Here is a 22,378-nt window from a genome sequence, read left to right on the forward strand (position 1 = left end):
TAGTGGTGACAATTTGGTGACAATTATTTCTCTAGAAAAAAGTAATAGACTTAAAACCGTTGATTTTAATGGCTCCCCGGGACGGGCTCGAACCGCCGACCCAGTGATTAACAGTCACTTGCTCTACCGACTGAGCTACCGGGGAACATTTAATGTAAGTCTATATAACAAAGTCTAAAGCCTTAAACTAGTCCTAAAATAATTAATCTTAGAAAAGTGGAGGCCGGGACCGGAATCGAACCGACGTACAAGGATTTGCAGTCCTCTGCATAACCACTCTGCCACCCGGCCACAGGCATTAAACTGAAAGAAATGTAGCGATTAACGTTCTATGGGTCAATGCTTAACTAGATTTCAAAATAAATATTTTATGATGATCCTAAATTAGTAGTTTTTCTTTCACCCCAAAAACCTAAGTAACCAATTTCTTTTCAATGATTTTTTAATTTTTTTCGCGCCATTTTTTTCGCCCATAAAAAATCCCCAAAACTATAACTAAAAGACTTCCTACACTCAAAAATGCAATCTTTTGATAATGCCCAACTTTATGGATAACTTCTTCGATCACGTCAGCAAAAAGATAACCGAGTAAATATCCTCCTAAACAACTTATAACGGTCCAAATCACGGCGGCCAAAAAGTTCAACAGCGTAAAACGTTTAATATCTACCCCTGACGCCCCTATGATGAGAGGGCTTGCCGTTCGAATACCATACACAAACCGAAACCCTAAAATAAATGGGGTATTGTATTTATGGAGAAGGGCGAAAATACGCTTCGATTTTTCTTTCAACTTGGGATGTCTCTCCAACAACCCAGGTCCATAAAATCTTCCGACATAAAACAAAGTTTGATCCGCAAAAAGAGTTGCAACAAAAGCAATTGCCATAACCATAGGAAGAGATAAGAATCCAGTGTACGCTAAAAAGCTTGCTGTCAAAACAATGGACTCACCCTCGACTAAAGATCCTAAAAATAAAATTACATACGCAAGCCAAGGACCATGTGTCGTGAAAAATTCAATCAATTTATCCTCTTTTTCTTTTTTCAATAACTATCAAAATATTCTCTTCTCTAAAACCGCTTACTTTTCTCGATATTATTCGTTAAGATAGCATATTTTTAAAATAAGGGGTTGGCTTTTTCATGAAATTCGACATCAAGAATTTAAAGTATTCAATTATTTCTATGGGTATGTTGTTTATCATCATCGCGACTTCCCTTTACAAATTTATTTTACCTTCTTTTTTTAATAAAAATAATCACACACATTCAGGGATGATGGCCACTCTGGTCTCCGCTCAAAAACCTATCATTCAAGATGTCATGGATATTGCTGAAGCTGTAGGAACGGTGCGAGCAGATGAATCTGTTATTATTCGCCCGGAAATCGCAGGAAAAATTGTTTCTTTTAACTTCCAAGAAGGTGAACTTGTTAAAGCAGGAACAGTCCTTATCACCCTGGATAGTGAGATGTTCAAAGCGCAACTTGCTCAAGCCGAGGCCAATCTTGCTTTAAGTAAAATCAATACATGGCGAGCCGCCTCCTTATTAAAGAAAAATTTTGGAAAAAGAAGTGATCATGATGAAGCCAATACAAAACTTAAAATTAACGAAGCCCAAGTCACTTTTGAAAAAGCCCGCTTAGATAAAACAGCTCTTATCGCCCCTTTTGATGGCATCATTGGGCTTAGAAAATTCAGCCTAGGCGATTATATTCAAATAGGGCAAGATCTTGTGAACATTGAAAAAATTGATCCGATTAAAGTAGATTTTACGCTCCCTGAAATTTATGCTACTCAGTTAAAATCAGGGCAAGAAATTGAATTAGAAGCACCAGCTTTGCTTGATCAGAAATTTAAAGGACAAGTTTACGCTATTAACCCCCACATCGATGAAGACGGTCGGAACCTTTGCATCAGAGCACACCTTGAAAATTCTAACTTAACCTTAAAACCTGGTATGTTTGTGAAAGTGAAAATTATCTTAGGAACGAGAAAAAATAGCTTAATCATTCCTGAAGAAGCCCTCATTCCTAGTCATGACAGTGTTTCTATCTTCAAAATCATTGATCAAAAAGCCCAATTGATAAAAATTAAGACCGGCCTTCGTCAAAAAGGAATGATTGAAGTCCTTGAAGGAATCAAAGCAGATGATCTCATTATTACTGCTGGTCATAATAAACTTGCTCCAGGCATGCATGTATCTCTAGAAAAAGCCCCAGGAGCTTCTTCATGAAACTTCCAGAGCTTTGTATTCGCCGCCCTGTCTTAACACTCGTTTTAAACTTCTTGATCTTATTAGTCGGAAGTATTTCATATACTCGACTTGCCGTTCGAGAATACCCAAATATAGATGAACCTGTTGTGACTGTTGAAACAATTTATCAAGGTGCCAGTGCTGAAATTATTGAAAGCCAAATTACACAACCTCTTGAGGAAACCTTAGCAGGAATCGATGGTTTAAATATTTTGACCTCAATCAGTCGTCCAGAAATAAGCCAAATTACCTTACGTTTCCGGATCACAAAACCTCCTGAAGCGGCCGCAAATGATGTCCGTGACAGAGTAAGTCGCAGTCGCAATAAACTTCCAGATGGCATCGAAGAACCCACCATCGCAAAAGTAGAAGCAGATGCACAACCAATCATTTATCTCGCTTTTTCAAGCGACCGCTTTAGCCCTTTGCAAATCTCTGATTATGCAGATCGTTATGTAAAACCACGCCTTCAAAATATTGATGGCATTTCTGAAGCGCGCTTAATAGGCGAACGTAAATATGCTATGCGTATTTGGTTAGATCCCCTAAAATTAGCCGCTCTAAAATTAACGCCTGATGATGTTATTGCGTCTTTAAGCTCCCAAAACCTTGAGGTACCTGCTGGACGCATTGAGAATACAAAAAGAGAATTCACCGTCCTTGTAAATAGTGACCTTGCGACACCAGATCAATTTAATAAATTAGTCCTCAAAAATATCAATGGCTTTGCTGTCACCTTAAAAGATGTTGGTTATGCACAATTAGGGCCCGAAGATGAACGTATTATCGCGCGCTTCATGGGGAATCAAGCGATTGCAATTGGCATCGTAAAACAAGCAACCGCCAATCCTCTTACAATTTCTCAAGAGGTTCAAAATGCTCTTCATACCTTAAGAACTCTTCTTCCTGAAGGCATGCATGTCGATGTGGCCTATGATACTTCAGTCTTCATTGATCGCTCGATTAAGGAAGTTTATAAAACAATTTTAGAAGCTGTTATTCTTGTTGTGCTTGTCATTTTCCTTTTCTTGAGAAATTTTAGATCCATCTTAATTCCTCTCGTGACAATTCCCATCTCTCTTATTGGGGCTCTTACATTGATGTATATGTTTGGCTTTACAATTAATACGTTGACGCTCCTGGCAATTGTTCTCGCTATAGGCCTTGTCGTAGATGATGCAATTGTTATGCTTGAAAATATTTATCATCATATTGAAAAAGGGATCTCGCCTCTTAAAGCGGCTCTTATTGGAAGTCGTGAAATTACTTATTCTATTATTGCGATGACGATCACTCTTGCCGCTGTTTATACACCGATGGCCTTTTCTCAAGGACGCACAGGAAAGTTATTTATTGAATTTGCTTTAACCCTCGCAGGTGCCGTTCTTGTCTCTGGCTTTGTGGCGCTAACACTTTCCCCGATGATGTGCTCACGTTTACTTCATCAAATAAAAGATGAAGGTAAATTTTCACTCTGGATTGAGAATCATCTCCAAAAATTAAGAAATTCCTATGAAAAATGGCTTTTAATTTCTGTCAATCATCGAGCATATGTATTAGGGATTGCTGGCGCCATTTTTATTGGATGTGGTGTATTATTCCATATGACTCCTTCAGAACTCGCGCCCCTTGAAGACCGAGGCACAATTATTGGGATAGGCGTTGCCCCTGAAGGATCAACAATTGGTTATACGTCAACGTCCGCTAAAATAATCGAAAAAATTTATCAAGACATCCCTGAGATAGAACGTTATTTCGTTGTCGCAGGATACCCTGTTGTTTCACAAATTATTAGTTTTTCTCGCTTAAAACCTTGGGAAGAGCGCTCACGGAAACAACAAAGTATTGTTCAAGCTCTCTTTCCTCAATTTTTTTCTATTCCAGATATTCTTGCGTTTCCTATTAATCCTGCCTCTTTAGGCCAGAGCGCCATAGAGCGCCCCGTACAATTTGTTATAAAATCTCTCACGTCGTATGAACATCTCGACAAAGTTGTTACGCAAGTCCTTAAAAAGGCACGAACCTCTCCTGCACTTGTGAATATGGATTGCGATTTGAAACTGAATCAGCCCCAATTAAGTATACTTCTTGATCGTGAGAAAATTAATAACATGGGAGCAGAAGTTGGCGCTATTGGCAGGACACTAGAAACTCTTTTAGGTGGGAAAAAAGCCACTCGCTTTAAACAAGATGGAAAGCAATATGACGTGATTGTCCAAATTTCAGATAACGATCGCTTAACGCCACAACAAATTAATAATATTTTTGTGAGAAACAAAAATGGTACCATGACTCATTTATCAAATCTTGTAAAAATAAAGGAAACTGTCGCCCCTAAAGATTTAAATCGCTTTAATCAACTTCGTTCTGCAACAATTTCTGCCACAGTTGGTGAAGGTTATTCTCTGGAACAAGCCCTTAAAATTCTTGAAGAAGCTACTTTAAGTTTAGGAGATAAAGAAATTCAAATTGATTATGCCGGCGAATCCAGAGAATTTAAAGAATCAAGTAAAGAAATATATTTTATCTTCTTCCTTGCTCTTATCTTCATTTATCTTGTATTAGCTGCGCAATATGAAAGTTTCCGAGATCCCTTTATTATTATTTTTTCGGTTCCTCTTTCAACCTTTGGAGCCCTTTTAGCTATGAAATTAAATGGGATCACCCTTAATATTTATTCTCAAGTTGGTCTTGTAACGCTGGTGGGTCTTGTCACTAAACATGGTATTCTTATTGTTGAGTATGCTAACCACATTCGATTACAAGGAAAAAATAGAATTGAGGCTGTTTGCGAAGCTGCAAGTCTACGCTTAAGACCTATTTTGATGACGACAGGAGCGATGGTGCTCGGAGCTGTTCCATTAGCATTTGCGTCTGGTGCTGGCGGTGAAAGTCGAAATGCGATTGGTTGGGTTATTGTCGGAGGACTCACAATAGGCACGTTTTTCACGCTTTTTATCGTTCCAATCGCTTATACTTATCTTGCAGCTCCTCATCTAAAAAAAGAGATAGATGAGACTTGATATTCAAATCATTTTAGGATTTTTTGAATGAAAAAGCTCGAGGATCTTTTGCAAAAGTTTCATATACGGTTTGATCTGCTGGCATAACCGTCGATGTTAAAATTTCTTCCTCTTTTCCATTATGAATGATTGTTGCTCGCAAGAAAATTATCAACTCCGAAACAACTCTTTGATCATTTTTGCTTTTAAATAAAAAATCAAAAAAAGGTATCTTCAAATCTTCAACTGTTTCTGTGATGCCAGGAAGGCTTGTTTGCTCATTATCTGAACGTTCTTCCATTAATCCCCCCATCACAGCAATTTCACCCGACTTCATATGAACAACAGAATCAAGTTCTCGCACTTGAACTTCAGGAACAAGTGATTGCTGTTGTTGTTGTGAAACAATTGCTACTGCTGGATCTTGCTTTTCATTAACAATCCGCGAAATTGTGGGCCTCAAAGCCATCGTGATTGAGTTATTTTCAAGATTGATAGCAGGATGAACAACCATCACAAGGCCGATAGGTATTGTTTGAACCTCGCTTGAAACATATTCATGTTCACGACGAGAGTCATATCCATAATCACGATTATAATCTATTCGAAAAAAAACATGATTTGTCGCAACTTTGAGAATTGCCGATTGATTGTTCATTACTGTTAAACGTGGACTTGAAAGAGTCCTGACAGTTCCAAATTTTTTCATAAAATGTAAAAGGCTTGTTAGCTCTGGTCCTCTTGCGCCAACTGTCCAAACCTCTTTCTGTATCGAGGTTTCTGGCTTAAAAATACCAGGTGTCCCCAATCTTCCTAGAGGGGCTTGCAGAACAAATTTTTCCTTAAGGATATTCCAATTAATGCCACTTCTAAATTCATCTTTTAAAAGCACTTCAACAACTTTAGCTTCAATAAGGACTTGAGAAACGGTATTTTCACTTAAGAGTTGCAAATATTTCTCGACTTGAAGATGCTGAGCTTCAGTTGTAAAAATTGAAATAAGGCCAGCTTGTTTATGAATAGCATAAGAGGGTTCGACCTGGTCCTCTTGCTTATTTTCAGGCATTAATATTGTTGCTAATGTATTTTCTACTTCCTCCCAAAAATCTGTTTTAGTTTCTGTCTCAAGAAGCGTGTTAGAGCCATTATCAAGCTCTGCTTTCCGACTATCAACGGCCGTAAAAACATCTGTCGCTATTGAAATACGATTCTGATTTGCACGTGATAATGATAAAAATTGGACATTATAATTTTTCAAATAAGGATAATCTAATTCTATCCTCAAAATATTGTTGCAGATTTTATAACGGAGATGTGCAATTGCACATATTTCACGTATCACTTCAATTACTTCTTTATTATAGACTTGGAAATTAATCCCTCCTTTAATAAGAGGATCAAGCGCTATATCTACTTTTGCTTGATGCGCAATTTGCATAAAAATATCTTTTAATTTTATTGTTTCTGTTATCGAAAGCGTTACTTTTTTCTTTAAAGCAGGAGGTATATTTTCATTCGTTTTTTTAGATACAATTGGAATATAAGTGCTTTTTTGAACAGAACTTTCTTCTATAAGTTTACTCTCATATTCAGAAGGATGTAACTTTGTTACCTTGTCATAGGGTGAATAATATTCAGACATTTTACAAGCTGGAAGCCCTAAAAAGACAACAAGGGTCGCGAAATAGTGACGCACTACTAAAAATCCTAGTATAGTGTAAATTATTTAAAATGTACGAAAACATATTAATAAACTCTAGGTGAATTCTAGCCCATGGTTTTAGTTTTTATTATTGGACTCGCATTTGGAAGCTTTGCCAACGTTCTCATTAGAAGACTTCCACGGAATGATCTTAATTTATGGGCCCACTCTCATTGTTTTAATTGCACCCATCATCTTCGTTATTTAGAACTCATTCCCTTGATCTCATGGTGCCTACAGAAAGGCCGATGTAAACACTGTAATCATCCAATATCTTTGCTCTATCCCCTCTTAGAAGGGATCACGGCTATAAGTTTTGTAGTTTGTTTTAAAATCTCATCGAGTCTCTTAACGGCTTTCCTTCTATCTTTGTTAAGTTATCTTTTTATCCTTGTCATTGTGATTGATTTGAGAGAAAAACTCATTCTAGATTCAATGAATATTTTAATTGCCCTAACAATTTTATGCTTACACGTTATTAATTTTAAAAATGTTCCTTTGAACTTTTCTTCACTTCTCGCGACGGTAGTTATTGCATTAGGGCTAAAAATAGCGTTTTCCAGAATAAAGAATGTTCATGCCTTAGGAGATGGAGATATCAAGCTCATGAGCGCTCTATCTTTAGGATTAGACGTAGATCAACTTCCTTTGTGGTTTATACTCTCTGGAAAAGTTTAGGGATTTTGACAGGTATTGTATGGAACAAATTCAAGAAAGAAAAAAGATTCCCTTTTGGCCCGGCACTTATTATTGGATTCTTGGTTATATATTCTCAAAAATTACTCAATTAAACTTAAATGCTTTCTTATTTCTCTGCTGTTGTGAAAGTAGGACTTTTTCCTTTACGCATGAGCTCTAAAAGGCCCTCTACGCGACCTCCGTTTTTGCTAATAACGCCCCCATATTCAGAACGTTGAGTAATACTCATGCTAACCCCATTTATAATAATATCATAAACGCGAAGGCCTTTTTTTGTTTTGAAAATTTTCCAATCGATTTTAAGAGGTGGCGCTCCAGTTTGTCTCTTAATGACACTCATAACCATGACACCGTGATCAGAATCTTCACGAACACTTTGTACTTCCAATATTTCATTTTGATAATTATCAAACTGAGCCGCATAATTATCGACGATAGCGTCTTCAAATAAAGCTAAATATTCCTTTTTTTGTTGGTCTGTTGTTCTTTTCCAATATCTTGCAAGTACAAATTTTCCAATCTCTGGTACATCGAAATAATCTCGTAAAACCTGTCGGAATTTTTCTTTACGTTGAATTAAAGGGGCATTTTTATTTACGAGAATATTTATAATGTTATTTCCAAGGCTTGTAATAAAACTTTTATAAGGTTCACTCTCTTGGCTTGTCGGTTGAGAAAAAGATTGATTCGTAAGTGATACGAATAAAAGAAGAAAACTTAGCTTTCGATATAACCACACCATTTCAAATTCCTGTATTTATTCAGCGGAAGGTCTCGGCGAATCCAATCCTATCGCCGTGTCACCTTGTATCATAAATTTTCTATTTTGCCCATAGATACTCTGCAGCGTGATATAAGGATCATGGCCATTATTTACGCGTTTCCAGAGAGCATTTGCATTCACTCGAGCATCAATAGCTGTGAGTCCTGTACGGGTATAAATAACAGCAGAAGCATGTTTCCTGCGAGCCAGATAATTCACAGGATCGATAATGAAATCTAAAACTCTTCCTGTAAAATCTCGAACCGTTGAAGGGCCCAAAATAGGAATCATTAAGTAAGCGCCCTCATCAACTCCATATTTTCCTAAAGTCTGCCCAAAATCACTTGTATGTGATTGAATATCAAAAACTTCAGCCGCAGGATCAAAAAGCCCCCCTAATCCTAATGTCGAATTAATTAAAAAACGAGCACACGAATCAACAGCTTGCTCTCCTTCAGCTTGAAAAACATCATGAATAAAAACAAGAGGTGTCGTAAGATTTATTAAAACGCTATGAACTCTATCCTTAATTTCGTCAGGCAATCCTTCATCATAAACTTCAGCTACCGGACTAAAGATATATTTATCAAAATATTGATTAAAATTAAAAACACTCCGATTAAGATCCTCCAAAGGATCATTCATCATGACTGTTTCATCAATGCTTTCAAGAATATCTGCATCACTCAAATATGATCCAGATCCATGGCTATATGAAGAAAAAAGAAGATTTATCCCCAATAAGAGGGCAAAAAAAGTATATTTTGCGATAAAAAGATTAAGTTTATGAGACATGAGGTTATCTAAGGTTGGTTTCTCTTAATTTTAAAATAATGTGAAATTATCACTAAATTCTTAACAACTAAATATTATTTTTAATGTATTATAATAAAACTTTCGGAAAAACCACCATGATCTTCCATATTAAAATGAGCCATGGTATTGGTTTTCCTTATTAGCTGAGCTATAATTTCATCATTTTAAGAACTTGAGCAACTGAGAGATGATCCATAAATTTTTTTTATTTTTAGGCCTTTGTTTTTTTAGCCATATGTCTATTGCGGCGGATGTTGAAAAAAAACAAAAGCACATTCTTGTTAAAGCAGAAGATATCCCTGAAATTGTCGTGGGTAAAGAATCCGCACCTATTACGATTATTGAATATTCTTCCCTAACATGCGGGCATTGTGCGGAATTTCATGTTCAAACTTGGCCTCATCTAAAAAAGAAATACATTGATACAGGTAAAGTAAAATTTATCTTTCGACATTTTCCAACAGATGCAACAGCCCTAAGAGCAACCGCCATTTTAATTCATGTTCCTCTCCCCCGACAACATCAAGCCCTTCAGCAAACCTTTGAAACCCAAGCACAATGGATTGAAACAAAAGATTTTAAAGAACTTAGCCGACTTTATGGCCTGGACGAAAAGTTTTGTGAACAAATTATAAAAAACCCCAAAGTGTTAGATGCCATTATAAAAAAGAGGGTGATTTATGAGAAAGCTTTACCGATTGAAGGTACCCCCACATTTATTATTAATGGAAAGGTTTATGCGAACGATCTTAAATTCTCAGAGTTAGAAAAGATTCTTAATGGTTCTGTCGCGCATGCAAAATAACTTAAATTTAAAACGCATTGCAGAGAAAACTTTTGAATCTCTTTCATCAATTCTTGAAAACATTTTAGAAGATAAAGGAGAGATTGAAGAAACGGGAGATATGATGGAAATATTGTTCCCCAACAAGACTACAATCTTATTAAATTTCCACACACCCAGCAGCCAAATTTGGTTTTCATCCCCTTTAAGTGGAGCTCTTCATTTTTCGTGGGATGATCACCAAAGAAAATGGTTATCAACCCGCCTTCCACATGAAGATCTCTTTATTTGCCTTGAAAAAGATCTCTCTCAACTTTGCGGATTTTCAGTTGACTTAAGATGACCGAAAAAGAACCTCAAAGTTATTTTTTAAGTTTTTATTCTCCCTTAAAAGCACTTATTCCCTATATAAAACCTCATTTTGGTTCTCTTTTAAAAACCTTTATTGCTCTTTGTGGTGCTGCTTTTTCCATTCTTGCGATTGGACCAAGTCTTCGTTTTTTAATCGACAGCGGTTTTCAAACTGGTAATCTAGAATTTCTTAATCAAGCTGTTTTTATCCTTATTGGATTAAGTTTAGTCTTAGCTTTTTCTGCTTATATTCGGCTATTTAGTACATCCTGGCTTGCAGAAAAAATTATTGCTGACTTAAGAAAAGATTTTTTTGCTCATCTTGTGAAACTTGATGCGCATTTTTTTGATCAGGCTCGTTTAGGTGATATTGTTGCACGCCTGAGTGAAGACTGCACTCTTCTTAAAACACTCTTAAGTTCGTCTGGGGCGATCGTCATTAGAGGAAGCATTCAATTTATAGGAGCCTTCATTCTGATGTGCTTCACAAGTCTGAAATTAACGTTTTTTTCCCTTTTAATTATCCCAATTGCTTTCTTACCCATCGGATTGCTGGGAGGCCGTTTAAAACGAAAAACTCTAGAAGGACAAAATGCCCAGGGTGATCTCATCGCGTTCTCAGAAGAACGACTTTCGGGTGTCACAACAATCCAAGCTTTTACCCAAGAAGAAGCTACGATAAAGAAATTTTCCACCTTAAATATGACCAACCTTAACATAAGTCGAGAAAGTCTTCGAATAAGAGCCCTCTTAATTTCTGTGGTAATTGGATGTGTCTTTGTGGCGCTTAGTAGCTTTCTAAGTTTAGGCGGACATGCCGTCATTTTAAAGAATCTAAGCCCCGGAACATTCCTCTCATTTTTATTTTATGCTCTTATTGCTGCGGGTTCTTTAAATGAAATTGCCGAAGTTCTCGGAGATTTTCAAAAAGCTGCTGGTGCCATGAGTCGCCTTCTTGAAATTTTAAAAATACCTTCTAAGCTTCATCAGGCGCTCTTTCCTTTGACGCCTCAGAAATATATCCGAGGTCATCTTCGCCTGAAAAATATTTGCTTTGCTTATCCATCTCGCCCTCATATCTGGGCTCTTGAAAATTTTTCTTTTGAAATCCAGCAAGGAGAAAAAATTGCCCTCGTTGGTCCTTCTGGCGCGGGAAAAAGCACTCTTTTTAAGCTTTTATTACGATTTTATGATCCCCAAGAAGGCTCTATTCTTATCGACGGTCACGAAGCAACTGCCTTCAATCTTCAAACGTTACGACAAACTTTTTCTTTAGTCTCTCAAGAAACAATCATTTTTCATGATACCTTATACCAAAATATTGCTTTTGCTCGCCCTGAAGCTACTTATCAAGAAGTTATGCAAGCAGCTGAAGCTGCTTATATTAATGAATTTTCTCACGTTTTACCTGACGGCTTTAATACGATTTTGGGAGATCAGGGAAGACACCTTTCAGGAGGGCAACGTCAACGCATCGCAATTGCGCGAGGACTTTTGAAAAATGCGCCTGTTCTGCTTTTAGATGAAGCAACGAATGCACTCGACCCGCAAAGCGAATCCCTTATTCAACAAGCGCTTGCGCATCTTATGAAGGATCGTACAACCTTTGTGATCGCTCATCATCTTACAACCATTCAGAATTGTGATAGAATTCTTGTCATGGACAAAGGTAAGCTTGTTCAAGAAGGAACTCATCAAGCCTTAATAAAAGAAAAGGGACTTTATAATAAACTCTACTCTAAGAAATTTAATGTAGAAAAAGATCCGTATGGTAAGACATATCTATAATTCTATCTTTATTTCCCGCGCTCAAATCTTTAATTTTTTACATCTTTTCAGGAATCTTAATTCCCAACAGAAATAAGATTTTCTCAAGGCAAAGGAGGGTAAGATTCGCAAGTGTAAGCCAAGATGTTGCTTGGTTTAAATCTTTGTTACTTAAGATAGGGCACGTTTGGTAAAAAGTACTGAACTTTTGAGCAAGAGCATAAGCATGTTCACATAAATGATGGGGGGCTCTTTCTTCATAACTTGTTTTTAAGATGCGTGCTAATTGAACAACGTTCAAAATAATGTCGCGCTGCTTATCTGTTTCAATTGTTATTGTCCCTGGTGCTAAACCTTGCTCTTTTGCTTTTGCCAATAGAGATTTGATTCTTACCGCCGTATATAATAAATAAGGACCAGTCTTTCCTTGAAAACTAACAAATTTATCCAAGTCGAAAATATAATCTGACGTCCGTGGAATCATAAGATCGGAAAATTTAATAGCTGAAATAGCCACCGCTTTTGCAATGTCATCTCGCTCTTGAGGAGAAATATTTTCTCCCAAATTCGCTTCTTCAATGCGAAGTTGAGCTTTTGTGATAGCTGACTCTAATAAGTCTTGCAATTTCATGACACCGCCAGAGCGCGTTTTGAAAGGTTTGCCATCTGTACCATTAAGAGTTCCAAAAGCAATATGCTCTAAACTCATATTTTCAGCAATTTTTGCTTTCTTAGCGGCTCGAAAAACTTGCTCAAAATGAAGACTTTGACGATTATCCACCACATATAAAACATACTGAGGCTTAAACATCTCCTCTCGTTGTGAAATCGTCGCAATATCCGTCATGCCATACGTTATACTGCCATCTGAAGTCTTCAAAATCAGGGGTGGCATAGGCTTTTTATCGCCATCAGTAGCCACTTCGACAATCGTGGCACCGTCGCTCTCTTGAGCCATCTGATTTTCTGTCAACTGGTGAAGTAAAGCTGGGATGAGATCGTTCACACTACTCTCACCCAACCATAAATCAAAACGAATATCTAAAGGTTCAAACTGTCTTTTAATATCCTCGACAGAAAGTTGCCTAAAATGCTGCCATAAGGCTCGATATCCTCGATGCCCCTGTTGTAAATCAGCGGTTGCCTTCCGCGCGCTCTCACGAGCCCCTTCTTCTTTACAACGCTCTGCCGCCTGAGGATATAAAACCTCAAGTTGCTCAATTGTAATGGGCGGTGCGGCCATTTCATTTTCGTTAAAATCTTCCTTAAAATAAGGCCATTCAGGATGCAAAATCCTAAATTCTTCAATGAGCATTCCTATTGGAAGCCCCCAATCTCCTAAATGAATATCACTGATGACTTCATCGCCTAAAGAATGGGCGATGCGTTGTAAGGATTCACCAATAATTGAAGATCTTAAATGTCCCACATGCATTGCTTTTGCAATATTAATGCCGCCAAAATCGATAACGACTTTCTGCTTGATGTCCTTCAAGGGGATGCCTAGCCGCTTATCTTCAAAAATGCGGTTTCCATACTCAGCCAAACAAGCATCATGAACAATAATATTGAGGAAACCCGGGCCGCTCACAGAAAGAGTTGCAAAAGCTTGCAATGCAGAGATCTGCTCTTGGAGGTCGTTCGCTAAAGCTACAGGAGAACATCCTTTTATTTTGGCTCCCTTAAAAGCTCCATTACATTGATAATGAGAGTCCGTTTGTCCTGAAGGAACAACACGTCCTAAAGAGGGCTCTAATCCAAGATTTTGAAAAGCTTCTTGAAGGTGCTGTTCGATTTTATCTGCTAATGGCTGTATCATTGAAAATTCATCTCTTTTTCTGTCTTGCGTTCTTTATAGCGTCTTCTACAAAAACTCTCTAGAGATTAAAAAGAATAAATTGTTTAGAATAAATTTTCAGTTTTACTTGAATGAGTGCTTTTCTTATGTTAAGCCTTCTTTTGTCTTTATACGCCGGATTAGCTCAGCTGGTAGAGCAACTGATTTGTAATCAGTAGGTCGTTGGTTCGAATCCGACATCCGGCACCAGTAAAATCAAACACTTATTCATTGTTTCCCAAAATTGATTTCCCTTTGGGGGAGCACATGGGGAGCAAATTTAAACATAAAGTAAGCAAAAGTTTTGTTCTCAAAAATTACTTAAAATTATAGTCGTTAAAATCGTCAGATAGTCTAACATCATCAGGTTAACCATTCTAAGCAGGATCTTGAATGCTGAAATCTAATATTACTTCGCACTTATAGCATCCCCCTTAGACAACTAAGCAATTTTTATTTTATTATCTTTTATTTATTAGTATAAATATAAGGTTAGCACACAGGCATAAGTGGCAAAATGAGAGATAATAAGCACGCCTTAAAACCTCCTCTATTTTATGACTTACTTTGGGTTGGGAGTATTACATTAGTAGCCTTAGCTGTCTTTATTCTCGCCTCTTATACTATTAAATCCTTTTACAGAGAACAGGACTATTCAACTTATATCCATAAACTTAGAAATAGCATTGAAAAGAAGCTTGAGATCCAACTATCTATACTAAAAACTATTGAGACAAGAATTTCATTAACCCCTCGTCTGCAGTATGAGGAGAAAATTCCTTCTCTTCTTAAAGAGGACTATAAGTTTATTGATCAAGATTCATTGGATGTTTCTTCCATAATCAATGAAAAATACTTTCTTTCTATGGGTAATACGGATCAACTTATTGCCTCTCATGGTAAAATCACTCATCCTGAGATAGTTTTAAAGGGAGTAAATTTAAAAACTGCAAGCTTCTTTAATAGCAGATATTTCCTTATCTATACACAAGACGAATTATTTTTAGGACTTTGTCTAAGACCAAATGATTATGTTTTTATCAAGTCTTTGAAAGCATCTCTCTTGGGAAAGGAAGAGAGCCATAATTCTGCAATTATTAATATTCAAGATATGAAACACATCTATAAAAGATCTCTAAAAGCTAGAGAGACTCTAAGATCTCCGCTTGTTTACCAGGGTAAAAGCTTTAAATCTTATATTTATTTCTCCCAACTAGGCACAGTAATTCTTCTAAGTGGCCCTCAACCCTACACATTAAAAAGCTATTTCCAGCAAACAATCTGGCCTATTATCTTTATCTTGTCTTTAGGGATGTTATTTGTACTGTATTTATTGGTTGCTTACCGAAGAATTGAAACCAGAATTAGTCAGCGTTATGAGACGAGAATTCATTCTCTCCAAAATGATCTTAAAAACCACCAGGTACAATGCAACTCTTATAAAGAACAAAATGAAGATTTAAAGGCTTCTACAAATCAATGGCAATACATGTTCCAGTCCTTATGCGAGTTTTTGGGGAGATTTCAGCAATTAAGCGCAGAAATCCAGAAAATCAGTCAAATGTTTGTGAGCGACTTATCAGGAAAAATGATTTCAAGGCTAAGCCCTGAAGAACACCTTAAGCTTTCAGCCAAGATTTATGATAATGCAAATCATATTATGTCTGGAATGATTAATGTAAGCAATATTGTTAAATGCTCTTTAGAGAGCATTATTACAAAATCGCTAGCGATGTGCTCTCATCTTATTTCTAAGAAAAATATACATGTCGCTCTCGATCTTACTCATTGTTTCAAAGAGGCTTATGCAGATGAAACTCTTATTTTACAGATTTTCTATAATATCATTTATAAAATTATAGATAGGTTACCACAACGTGGCACAATAAAATTAAAGATGTCTGAAAGTAGACTCTTCCATAGCCTCGCCTTAAGCCTAAGCATCGAAGATGATGGCTATATTTGGAATGATAAGGACTTTGAAGCTTTCAAAGCAAAAGAGCACCAATCAAAATTTAAACTCTACTCTAACCCTCTTAATCTTTCATGGGATGATATAGAAGTACTCATCAAAAATGCTGGGGGCCAATTAACGAAAAATTCAAGCGACACCAAGATAAATAGGCTTGAGTTGAAAATTCCAGTCCGCTTGGAAGATAGTAAGAAAAAATCCTCTTCCAGCAATGTTGTAAGTCTTCGAGGAGATCATGTTAAATAAAACTTTGCTTTCAAGATTCTTAATTCTGGTGAGTATTCATCTAACAGCTCACTCACAACCCCCTAAAATATGGAATGTTCCCCTAAAAAATGAGAACTTTATAGGAAGAACTCAAGAGTTAGAGAAAATTCAGCAACAGCTTATGAATAGCTCTATGGGTAGGTATTTTGTCATTACAGGGATTGCAGGCATTGGTAAAACTCAACTGGCCAAAGAGTATGCTCATAAGAATTACAATAACTATGACATTGTGTGGTGGTTTGATGCTTCCAAGGATATTTCCAGCCAAATTGTAAAGTTTTGCGAGCAATGGAATAATGTAAGTCCAGTTTCTGAGAGGATTCAAATTAAACAAATAAGTCTCAATACTCTTATAGAGGTTGCAAAGAATAAACTTAGAACAATTGATCAATCTTGGCTGTTAATTTTTGATAATGCTTCAGATATAAAAGTTATTGAGAAGTATATTCCTGAAAAGCATTCTCAAAAACTCAATCATATTCTTATCACTTCTAAAAATTCTGCAACATGGAATAATCAACTTTTATTAAAGAATTTTACACGGGCCGAATCCCTAGAGTACATAAAAAGAATACTAGATGACCAAGATATAAAAAATGCAGAAGACCTAGCTGAAACACTAAAGGATTATCCTTTGGCTCTTGCCCAAGCTGTAGCTTACCTTAAAACGCATCCTTCAAGTAATATAGAAAACTATAAGAAAATCATAAATGAAGGTATAGTACAAGAAGCCAGAGATAAAACAATATATGAGGGTAATTTTATGGACAATTATAGCGAGACCGCTTCCAGGACATTAAAAATATCCTTTAATGAGATTAAGAAGAATAATCCAGAAGCCCACGCTCTCTTAATTTTTATGTCCTATCTCGATAGCAAGAATATTTCAGCAAATATCATTAAAAAATGGATTCATTATGCCAAAATAGTCTCTGACTATAACTTTTTAATTGCTACGCTTTTAAAGCACTCGCTGATTGAAATACATAAACCAGAAAAAACAATAAAGGGTGATAACACAAGCTATAATATTCATGAGATTGTCCAGAATGAAATTCAAAGAGAAGCTACACAAGACCAAGCTAAACAAATCATTAACCATGGTATTGAGGCTTTCCTGGATCTTTTGAATCAAGAAACAGATGTTATGGTTCAGAGCCTTTTAGAAAACCGTGAAACTCTTTATCACCTAGAAAAGATTGCGACGCATGCCAATGCTATCGGCATAAAGACACCATCATTATTAACGCTTCGAGTTTTACTTCTTGAATGTTATTTAAGTGGACTAAGAGACCTTGATCTAGCTGAAAAGTCAGTTAAAGAGATCTCAGCACTAAATAAGGATGTGAATTTTTCTTCCGAATTTATGCACGCCCTGTACCTTATTAATCTGGGGAATTATTATGCTTGGAAAATTAGTGATATTCACCTCTCAATAAAAAATATGGGAGAAGCTTTATCTATTCTTTTAAAATTAGATGGGCAGAATAATGAAAAACTGAGGACAATTACAAACTTAGCTCAATTTTATACAGTATTTGGTAATGTTAAGACTGCTAAAGAATATGCACAACAAGGAGAAAAATTTTACGAGGCCGCTAATAGTAAAATTTATAAATCTTTGTTTCGGTTTGCTAAGTCCTTAATATTAACTGACGAGGGCGATTTACAACAAGCTTATGAAGAAAGCATCACAGCAGAACAGCTAATAAAAACCATTGAAGAATATCCCGTCTTAAAGTTCGCTTTATACATCCAACAGTCAGAAATTTTATTAAAGCAAAGAAAGGTCACAGATGGCCTGAAAGTTGCTGAAAAGGCTTATCATCAATGCCAAGAGTTTTTTCAAACAGATGACCATGCTATGCCTGCGCGTTCCAGAGTCATGTTGGCTGCTCTTAAAAGTCTTAAAGGGCAACTAGATGAAGCCATTCTTATCCTTAAGCAATGTATTGAAACTTATAATAAAGCTTATAAAGGTGAAAGTAAGCATACCAATCAAGCATTTGCACACAAAGTATTAGGGGATATCTATTTTAAAAAGGGAGAGCTCGAAAAAGCTTATGATGAATACTTACGGACAGAAAAGATTTACGATAATGTCTGCCTTGTAAAAGGGTTAGATGATGTTAGCGATCTCTATATGAAACTCTCTCTATTAGGCTTAAGTATTAAAGATAAGTTTTTAGCACAAAAATACTTACAAAAACACACCCAAGAATTTGGGGCTACCCATCATCGCACGCTGGAAATTATAAAAAACTTTGATGTTCATAAAGTGCCACTTTCAGCAATTTAAGTAAATCTTGTATCTTTTTTATTCTATAGTGCCAATAACCCACCCTGCGAAACGCTCGTCTGGATTTTCAAGGTTATTCTTCTGAGAGTATAAGTAAACTTGTTTGACAATAGTCAGTGTTTGTTCAAAATTATGTGAAACCTGTAATTGATTATAAAGTTTTAAAACAAGTGCAACGGTTTTTTCAAATAAAGCACTATTGAGCTTTTCCGTTATTTCTTGCGTAATATCCTCTTTAACTTTTAATTCTTCATCATCAATGCTGCTTCTTTCTATCAATTGTCTGACTGAGCATCCTAATGCATCTGCTACTTTCTGCATCACCTCTAAAGAAGGGTTTTTATTTTGGCCCTTTAGAATTTGTTGAACAGCATTGCGATGCAAGCCTGCAAGGCGCTCGAATGCAGCAATAGTTAACTGCTTTCTTTTTATTTCTTCACGAATTAAATCTTTCCGAATTGCCGCCATAAAAAATCTCAAATAAGTATTGACATATATAACTTATAATGCGTAAGATATAACTTACAGTATAACACATATATAAGCAACAGGTACTTAAGTGTATCATAAGAATATACAACTAATAAACACCAAAAGGTTAAAGCTTCTTAAGCAATTTGGCACCCCTCAAATGCCAAATCGTGAGGAACAGAGTATTCCTCAACGTAAAATCTCCCCCTCAACTTGGCTCAGTCGCTACTCAGTGGCTGAGCCTCTTTTTAAGTTCGGCTGGGGAGAACAAAATGTTCACTTTTCAATTGCCAGAATAACCTCTGTTTCCTGCATTAGTAGAATAGTTTTATGAATCAAGTTAACTTAATACCTCCTATTGTAGATTCGGTAGAGAGTGTAGCTCACTTACTCCAAGAAGCTGCTCTCAAACACCCGTTCTATGGACACCTAATAGATGGAAGTTTAACAGCGGAGCAATACGACTTATTTGTTAGACAACAAACCTGGATATGGCATGAGCTTTCAAGGAACTTATTATCCCTATCAAGGTCGTTTCCAACAACCTGCATTACTTCTGCTCTCTTAAGAGTCGCGAATATTTCTCTCATTCTAGCTGATAATTTCAATGATCAGGTGAATGACTTTAAGATAGAGACCTATAAAGCTTCGCCAGTGTGCAAAGAATATATAGGATTTTTTCGCTCATTAATTGATGGAGAGCAAATATTATTGCTCCTTGTCGCGATCATACCTCGGTTTGGGATGATGGCTATGTCGTGTCAGCGCTATATAACACTCAAACCACTTGAACATCCCTATAATAAGTTCATTGAAAATTGTATTTCTCTGAATGCAGAAGAATACTTAACAAGGATTATCAATATTCTTGATGCTCAGTGCCAATCTATTTCTCAAAAAGATAATCCAGCAATAAGGCAAGTTTTTTTGGAAGCCGCATTACATGAATATAAGCTTTTGAACGAGGCATATTATCTAACGACTATGTAGGACTTACTTAAAGATTACAGACATAAAAATAAATTCCTAAAAATTACAGGGTATAAAAATGAAAAAAAAAGAAAGGCCGCATCAACAACTATTACCTTTAACAAGTTGGTTTAAGAGCAATCAAGCAACTTGTATTCATGAAACAATTTCTCTTGAATTATTTAAATCATTAATTGCTTTTTCTCACCCAGGCAGTACAGAAAGTTATATCAATGGGACTAGAATTATTGTCTCTTCTAAGTTGATAGGCTCTCTGCAAGAAGATATTCGACTAAAAATTAACCCTTATATCACACTTGTTTATGAGCAAAATACGCTCGAACATTCAGACACTCTAGTACAGGGATTTAAAAATATAAGCTCTACAATAAAATTTGATCCTTCGGTCAGTTTAGTACTTCAAGATCTGCTACCTTACCTGTATGGGGATTATACCATTAGAGAAATTGCAAGCCTTCATTCGTCTTCTGAAACTGAAGTTATACAGGCCTTACAACCTCTTTATGAGATAGGTTTTTTAGTTCTGTGCAGTAAAAGTCTTGTCCCTGCATCATCTTTTTATGCTCATCTTATGAGTACTGAATGCGCGAGAAGAGTTGAGAAAATAAGCTCTATCAATGAGAATAACAAAGAAAGTCTTAAGGAAATATTGAAACGGCATCTTTTTACTCTCTATCACTTCGCAGATTCATTTCCCGATCATTTAAGCGCCGCTATATCACAAACAGCCAATGCTAATTTAAAAGAACAATTATGTAGCACACTCTCTGAGAGTTATTGGTATAGCAATATGCTCTTAAAAGGACTTATGGAACTAGGTTATAGCAAAGAGCAACTCAAATGGATAACCCCTTGCCCTGCCACGTTAGGCGTCATTAACTACTTAAGGTGGCTTGCAAAAGCAGATTTGTTATCTTATGCCGCTTGCCTTGGAATACTAGAATATCCAGAAGTATCAACTGATGCTTCCCACAATGTCTCTTCTTTTATTCAAGCAGAATGGGAACAGATTGAAGCACTAAATTTATTACGAAAGGAAGCGTTAGAGCCTTTTAGAAAGCAAAAGAAATTAGAATTCCTGAGCCAAAAATCTCATCTTTCAAAGTGCTTTTTTGAGGCTGAATCTTATCTAACCCCTGAGCGTCAGGAAGAAATCAGGAAGCATGTTGTTGGGTTTATCCAATGCTTGGAAGCAGAAACTGCTTATATAATTGGAAACTATAAATAAGTTATTTTCGCTAATCAGCGATTCAACTAAAACTTTGCTTAAAATCCCCCTCCTACCTATAACTATGCTAATTGTAGGGACTGCGCCAACCAATAGTTTAGTGACAAAGCCTATCTAAAAACTCTTTATATCCATCACCTTTAACCATTTTACTCATTATTCTTTAATGAGTAACATGTCTTATAAAGGAAATATACTTTGAGAGGTTAATCTGTTTTAGTCTTTTGGCTTAATTTCGCCCCCTGAGCTTCAAGCTCTGGAAAGTCGTTGATACGTACAAGAGTTGCGATGCGATAAGAAGCTCCTATTCTTCTAGCAAAGAATCCTGACAACTTACCTTCTAAAGATTGGTAATTAATTCTTAAAGGAAGAACCTTCCCCTAACATTTGAGTAAGATTTCGATTAATATCTGCAAAGATAAACTTTGTAAAAAAGTTCAAGAGTTGTCGTAAATATGAAGGTTGATGGCCATCATCAATAAGCTTTTCCATAATTACAACTCTTCCTTTTTTCTCAAGGACTCGCTCAGCTTCTTGTAATGCTAAAGTAGGATTTGGGATTGAGGCCAAGGAGAGAGGAAAGTATATTTTATCAAACCTCTCATCTTTAAAGGGCAAATGCTGAGCATCCCCAATAAAGATATTTTCTTCTGGAATATTAAACTGGTGAGCCTTCAATTTAGCTTGTTTCACCATCTCAGGTGAAAAATCGAAGGCTTGTAAATTAGTCTTATTCAAATCTTCTGGAAGCACTTCAAAATCGAGGCCAGTTCCTTCCCCAACAAAAAGGACTTTATCATCAGGCTGGATATCTAATTCAGTGATTGCAATAACTCTTCCAGGCTTAAATCCACGCATAAGAGGATCCCAAAATGTTTTAGCCATTACTTGATAACAAAAATTTTGAGACGCTCTAACAGCGCGACCAAACATTGTTTGCTCTTCTTTAAATGTATCTGTTGCTTGTAAAGGAGCTATTAGAATTATAAAAGCCAAGAAAAGGAAAGACTGTGATAGACGCGCTTTCATTGAGACCTCACTTTGTTGCATTTCTTAATAAGAGTAGCGCAAAGTCTAAAAATATCAAAATAAATTTAATTTACTCTGCTAGCTTAGGCTTCTAGTAAGAATAAGTGAATATCTCTAGCAATAAATAAAAACTATTAACCAA

The 22,378-nt window shown here is 36.3% G+C and carries 17 protein-coding genes and 3 tRNA genes; 11 read left to right on the plus strand and 9 right to left on the minus strand.

Features of this window, described 5'->3' with window-relative positions:
• Window positions 1-69: 69 nt before the first annotated feature.
• The 3 genes from J0H12_03865 to J0H12_03875 all read right to left on the minus strand — a co-directional run bounded on the left by J0H12_03865 (window position 70) and on the right by J0H12_03875 (window position 1,027).
• Window positions 70-145, minus strand: a tRNA-Asn gene (locus J0H12_03865).
• Window positions 146-217: 72 nt separating this feature from the next.
• Window positions 218-291 (minus strand) — tRNA-Cys (locus J0H12_03870).
• Window positions 292-442: 151 nt separating this feature from the next.
• Window positions 443-1,027 (minus strand): DedA family protein, encoded by a 585-nt coding sequence (locus J0H12_03875; GenBank protein MBN9413042.1) that lies wholly within the window; start codon window positions 1,025-1,027, stop codon window positions 443-445.
• Window positions 1,028-1,146: 119 nt separating this feature from the next.
• Between J0H12_03875 and J0H12_03880 the strand changes: the two genes are divergently transcribed.
• Both J0H12_03880 and J0H12_03885 read left to right on the plus strand, forming a co-directional pair.
• Window positions 1,147-2,238: an efflux RND transporter periplasmic adaptor subunit gene (locus J0H12_03880; protein MBN9413043.1), complete on the plus strand. Its 1,092-nt coding sequence runs from the start codon at window positions 1,147-1,149 to the stop codon at window positions 2,236-2,238.
• The gene (locus tag J0H12_03885; GenBank protein ID MBN9413044.1) at window positions 2,235-5,282 is read left to right on the plus strand and encodes an efflux RND transporter permease subunit; all 3,048 of its coding nucleotides are present in this window, start codon (window positions 2,235-2,237) and stop codon (window positions 5,280-5,282) included. The genes J0H12_03880 and J0H12_03885 overlap by 4 nt, the downstream gene beginning before the upstream one ends.
• A gap of 13 nt (window positions 5,283-5,295) precedes the next feature.
• Here J0H12_03885 and J0H12_03890 read toward each other — a convergent pair whose 3' ends face one another.
• Window positions 5,296-6,957: a secretin N-terminal domain-containing protein gene (locus tag J0H12_03890; GenBank protein ID MBN9413045.1), complete on the minus strand. Its 1,662-nt coding sequence runs from the start codon at window positions 6,955-6,957 to the stop codon at window positions 5,296-5,298.
• 78 nt (window positions 6,958-7,035) lie between these two features.
• Between J0H12_03890 and J0H12_03895 the strand changes: the two genes are divergently transcribed.
• Window positions 7,036-7,641 (plus strand): prepilin peptidase, encoded by a 606-nt coding sequence (locus J0H12_03895; GenBank protein MBN9413046.1) that lies wholly within the window; start codon window positions 7,036-7,038, stop codon window positions 7,639-7,641.
• A gap of 127 nt (window positions 7,642-7,768) precedes the next feature.
• Here J0H12_03895 and J0H12_03900 read toward each other — a convergent pair whose 3' ends face one another.
• On the minus strand, window positions 7,769-8,404 hold the full coding sequence (locus tag J0H12_03900; GenBank protein ID MBN9413047.1) for an ABC transporter substrate-binding protein: 636 nt from the start codon (window positions 8,402-8,404) through the stop codon (window positions 7,769-7,771).
• Window positions 8,405-8,419: 15 nt separating this feature from the next.
• Window positions 8,420-9,220, minus strand: a complete 801-nt coding sequence (locus J0H12_03905) for a VacJ family lipoprotein (protein ID MBN9413048.1) — start codon at window positions 9,218-9,220, stop codon at window positions 8,420-8,422.
• Between the two features lie 208 nt (window positions 9,221-9,428).
• Between J0H12_03905 and J0H12_03910 the strand changes: the two genes are divergently transcribed.
• The 3 genes from J0H12_03910 to J0H12_03920 are packed head-to-tail and all read left to right on the plus strand — an operon-like array spanning window position 9,429 to window position 12,164.
• The gene (locus J0H12_03910) at window positions 9,429-10,046 is read left to right on the plus strand and encodes a DsbA family protein (GenBank protein MBN9413049.1); all 618 of its coding nucleotides are present in this window, start codon (window positions 9,429-9,431) and stop codon (window positions 10,044-10,046) included.
• Window positions 10,021-10,368: an iron donor protein CyaY gene (gene cyaY, locus J0H12_03915; GenBank protein ID MBN9413050.1), complete on the plus strand. Its 348-nt coding sequence runs from the start codon at window positions 10,021-10,023 to the stop codon at window positions 10,366-10,368. Before J0H12_03910 ends, cyaY begins: the two co-directional genes overlap by 26 nt.
• Window positions 10,365-12,164 carry an ATP-binding cassette domain-containing protein gene (locus J0H12_03920; protein ID MBN9413051.1) on the plus strand — a complete coding sequence of 600 codons (1,800 nt, stop codon included), beginning with the start codon at window positions 10,365-10,367 and terminating at the stop codon, window positions 12,162-12,164. The genes cyaY and J0H12_03920 overlap by 4 nt, the downstream gene beginning before the upstream one ends.
• A gap of 37 nt (window positions 12,165-12,201) precedes the next feature.
• On the opposite strand, the gene argS is transcribed toward J0H12_03920, so the two are convergent.
• Window positions 12,202-13,962 (minus strand): arginine--tRNA ligase, encoded by a 1,761-nt coding sequence (gene argS, locus J0H12_03925; protein MBN9413052.1) that lies wholly within the window; start codon window positions 13,960-13,962, stop codon window positions 12,202-12,204.
• A gap of 152 nt (window positions 13,963-14,114) precedes the next feature.
• Between argS and J0H12_03930 the strand changes: the two genes are divergently transcribed.
• The 3 genes from J0H12_03930 to J0H12_03940 all read left to right on the plus strand — a co-directional run bounded on the left by J0H12_03930 (window position 14,115) and on the right by J0H12_03940 (window position 18,518).
• Window positions 14,115-14,190 (plus strand) — tRNA-Thr (locus J0H12_03930).
• Window positions 14,191-14,497: 307 nt separating this feature from the next.
• A complete protein-coding gene (locus tag J0H12_03935; GenBank protein MBN9413053.1) occupies window positions 14,498-16,198 on the plus strand; it encodes a hypothetical protein in 1,701 nt (566 codons plus the stop codon).
• Window positions 16,188-18,518, plus strand: coding sequence for a hypothetical protein (locus tag J0H12_03940; GenBank protein ID MBN9413054.1), 2,331 nt, complete (start codon window positions 16,188-16,190; stop codon window positions 18,516-18,518). The genes J0H12_03935 and J0H12_03940 overlap by 11 nt, the downstream gene beginning before the upstream one ends.
• An 18-nt stretch (window positions 18,519-18,536) precedes the next feature.
• Here J0H12_03940 and J0H12_03945 read toward each other — a convergent pair whose 3' ends face one another.
• Window positions 18,537-18,986 carry a helix-turn-helix transcriptional regulator gene (locus J0H12_03945; GenBank protein MBN9413055.1) on the minus strand — a complete coding sequence of 150 codons (450 nt, stop codon included), beginning with the start codon at window positions 18,984-18,986 and terminating at the stop codon, window positions 18,537-18,539.
• Between the two features lie 333 nt (window positions 18,987-19,319).
• Here J0H12_03945 and J0H12_03950 point away from each other — a divergent pair, with 333 nt between their 5' ends.
• A complete protein-coding gene (locus J0H12_03950; GenBank protein MBN9413056.1) occupies window positions 19,320-19,979 on the plus strand; it encodes a hypothetical protein in 660 nt (219 codons plus the stop codon).
• 58 nt (window positions 19,980-20,037) lie between these two features.
• Complete coding sequence (locus J0H12_03955) at window positions 20,038-21,207, plus strand: hypothetical protein (GenBank protein MBN9413057.1); 1,170 nt, start codon at window positions 20,038-20,040, stop codon at window positions 21,205-21,207.
• Between the two features lie 354 nt (window positions 21,208-21,561).
• On the opposite strand, the gene J0H12_03960 is transcribed toward J0H12_03955, so the two are convergent.
• Window positions 21,562-22,236: a methyltransferase domain-containing protein gene (locus J0H12_03960; GenBank protein ID MBN9413058.1), complete on the minus strand. Its 675-nt coding sequence runs from the start codon at window positions 22,234-22,236 to the stop codon at window positions 21,562-21,564.
• Window positions 22,237-22,378: the final 142 nt, after the last annotated feature.

The organism is Candidatus Paracaedimonas acanthamoebae (assembly GCA_017307065.1).
Taxonomy (GTDB): domain Bacteria; phylum Pseudomonadota; class Alphaproteobacteria; order Caedimonadales; family Caedimonadaceae; genus Paracaedimonas; species Paracaedimonas acanthamoebae_A.

Excerpts from the sequence above, each read along its gene's own strand:
- cyaY (MBN9413050.1), top strand. The coding sequence starts at position 10,021 with ATGGTTCTGTCGCGCATGCAAAATAACTTAAATTTAAAACGCATTGCA.
- J0H12_03885 (MBN9413044.1), top strand. The coding sequence starts at position 2,235 with ATGAAACTTCCAGAGCTTTGTATTCGCCGCCCTGTCTTAACACTCGTT.
- J0H12_03955 (MBN9413057.1), top strand. The coding sequence starts at position 20,038 with ATGAAAAAAAAAGAAAGGCCGCATCAACAACTATTACCTTTAACAAGT.
- J0H12_03905 (MBN9413048.1), bottom strand. The coding sequence starts at position 9,220 with ATGTCTCATAAACTTAATCTTTTTATCGCAAAATATACTTTTTTTGCC.
- J0H12_03910 (MBN9413049.1), top strand. The coding sequence starts at position 9,429 with ATGATCCATAAATTTTTTTTATTTTTAGGCCTTTGTTTTTTTAGCCAT.
- J0H12_03940 (MBN9413054.1), top strand. The coding sequence starts at position 16,188 with ATGTTAAATAAAACTTTGCTTTCAAGATTCTTAATTCTGGTGAGTATT.
- J0H12_03945 (MBN9413055.1), bottom strand. The coding sequence starts at position 18,986 with ATGGCGGCAATTCGGAAAGATTTAATTCGTGAAGAAATAAAAAGAAAG.
- J0H12_03935 (MBN9413053.1), top strand. The coding sequence starts at position 14,498 with ATGAGAGATAATAAGCACGCCTTAAAACCTCCTCTATTTTATGACTTA.
- J0H12_03895 (MBN9413046.1), top strand. The coding sequence starts at position 7,036 with ATGGTTTTAGTTTTTATTATTGGACTCGCATTTGGAAGCTTTGCCAAC.
- J0H12_03900 (MBN9413047.1), bottom strand. The coding sequence starts at position 8,404 with ATGGTGTGGTTATATCGAAAGCTAAGTTTTCTTCTTTTATTCGTATCA.
- J0H12_03960 (MBN9413058.1), bottom strand. The coding sequence starts at position 22,236 with ATGAAAGCGCGTCTATCACAGTCTTTCCTTTTCTTGGCTTTTATAATT.
- J0H12_03950 (MBN9413056.1), top strand. The coding sequence starts at position 19,320 with ATGAATCAAGTTAACTTAATACCTCCTATTGTAGATTCGGTAGAGAGT.
- J0H12_03920 (MBN9413051.1), top strand. The coding sequence starts at position 10,365 with ATGACCGAAAAAGAACCTCAAAGTTATTTTTTAAGTTTTTATTCTCCC.
- argS (MBN9413052.1), bottom strand. The coding sequence starts at position 13,962 with ATGATACAGCCATTAGCAGATAAAATCGAACAGCACCTTCAAGAAGCT.
- J0H12_03880 (MBN9413043.1), top strand. The coding sequence starts at position 1,147 with ATGAAATTCGACATCAAGAATTTAAAGTATTCAATTATTTCTATGGGT.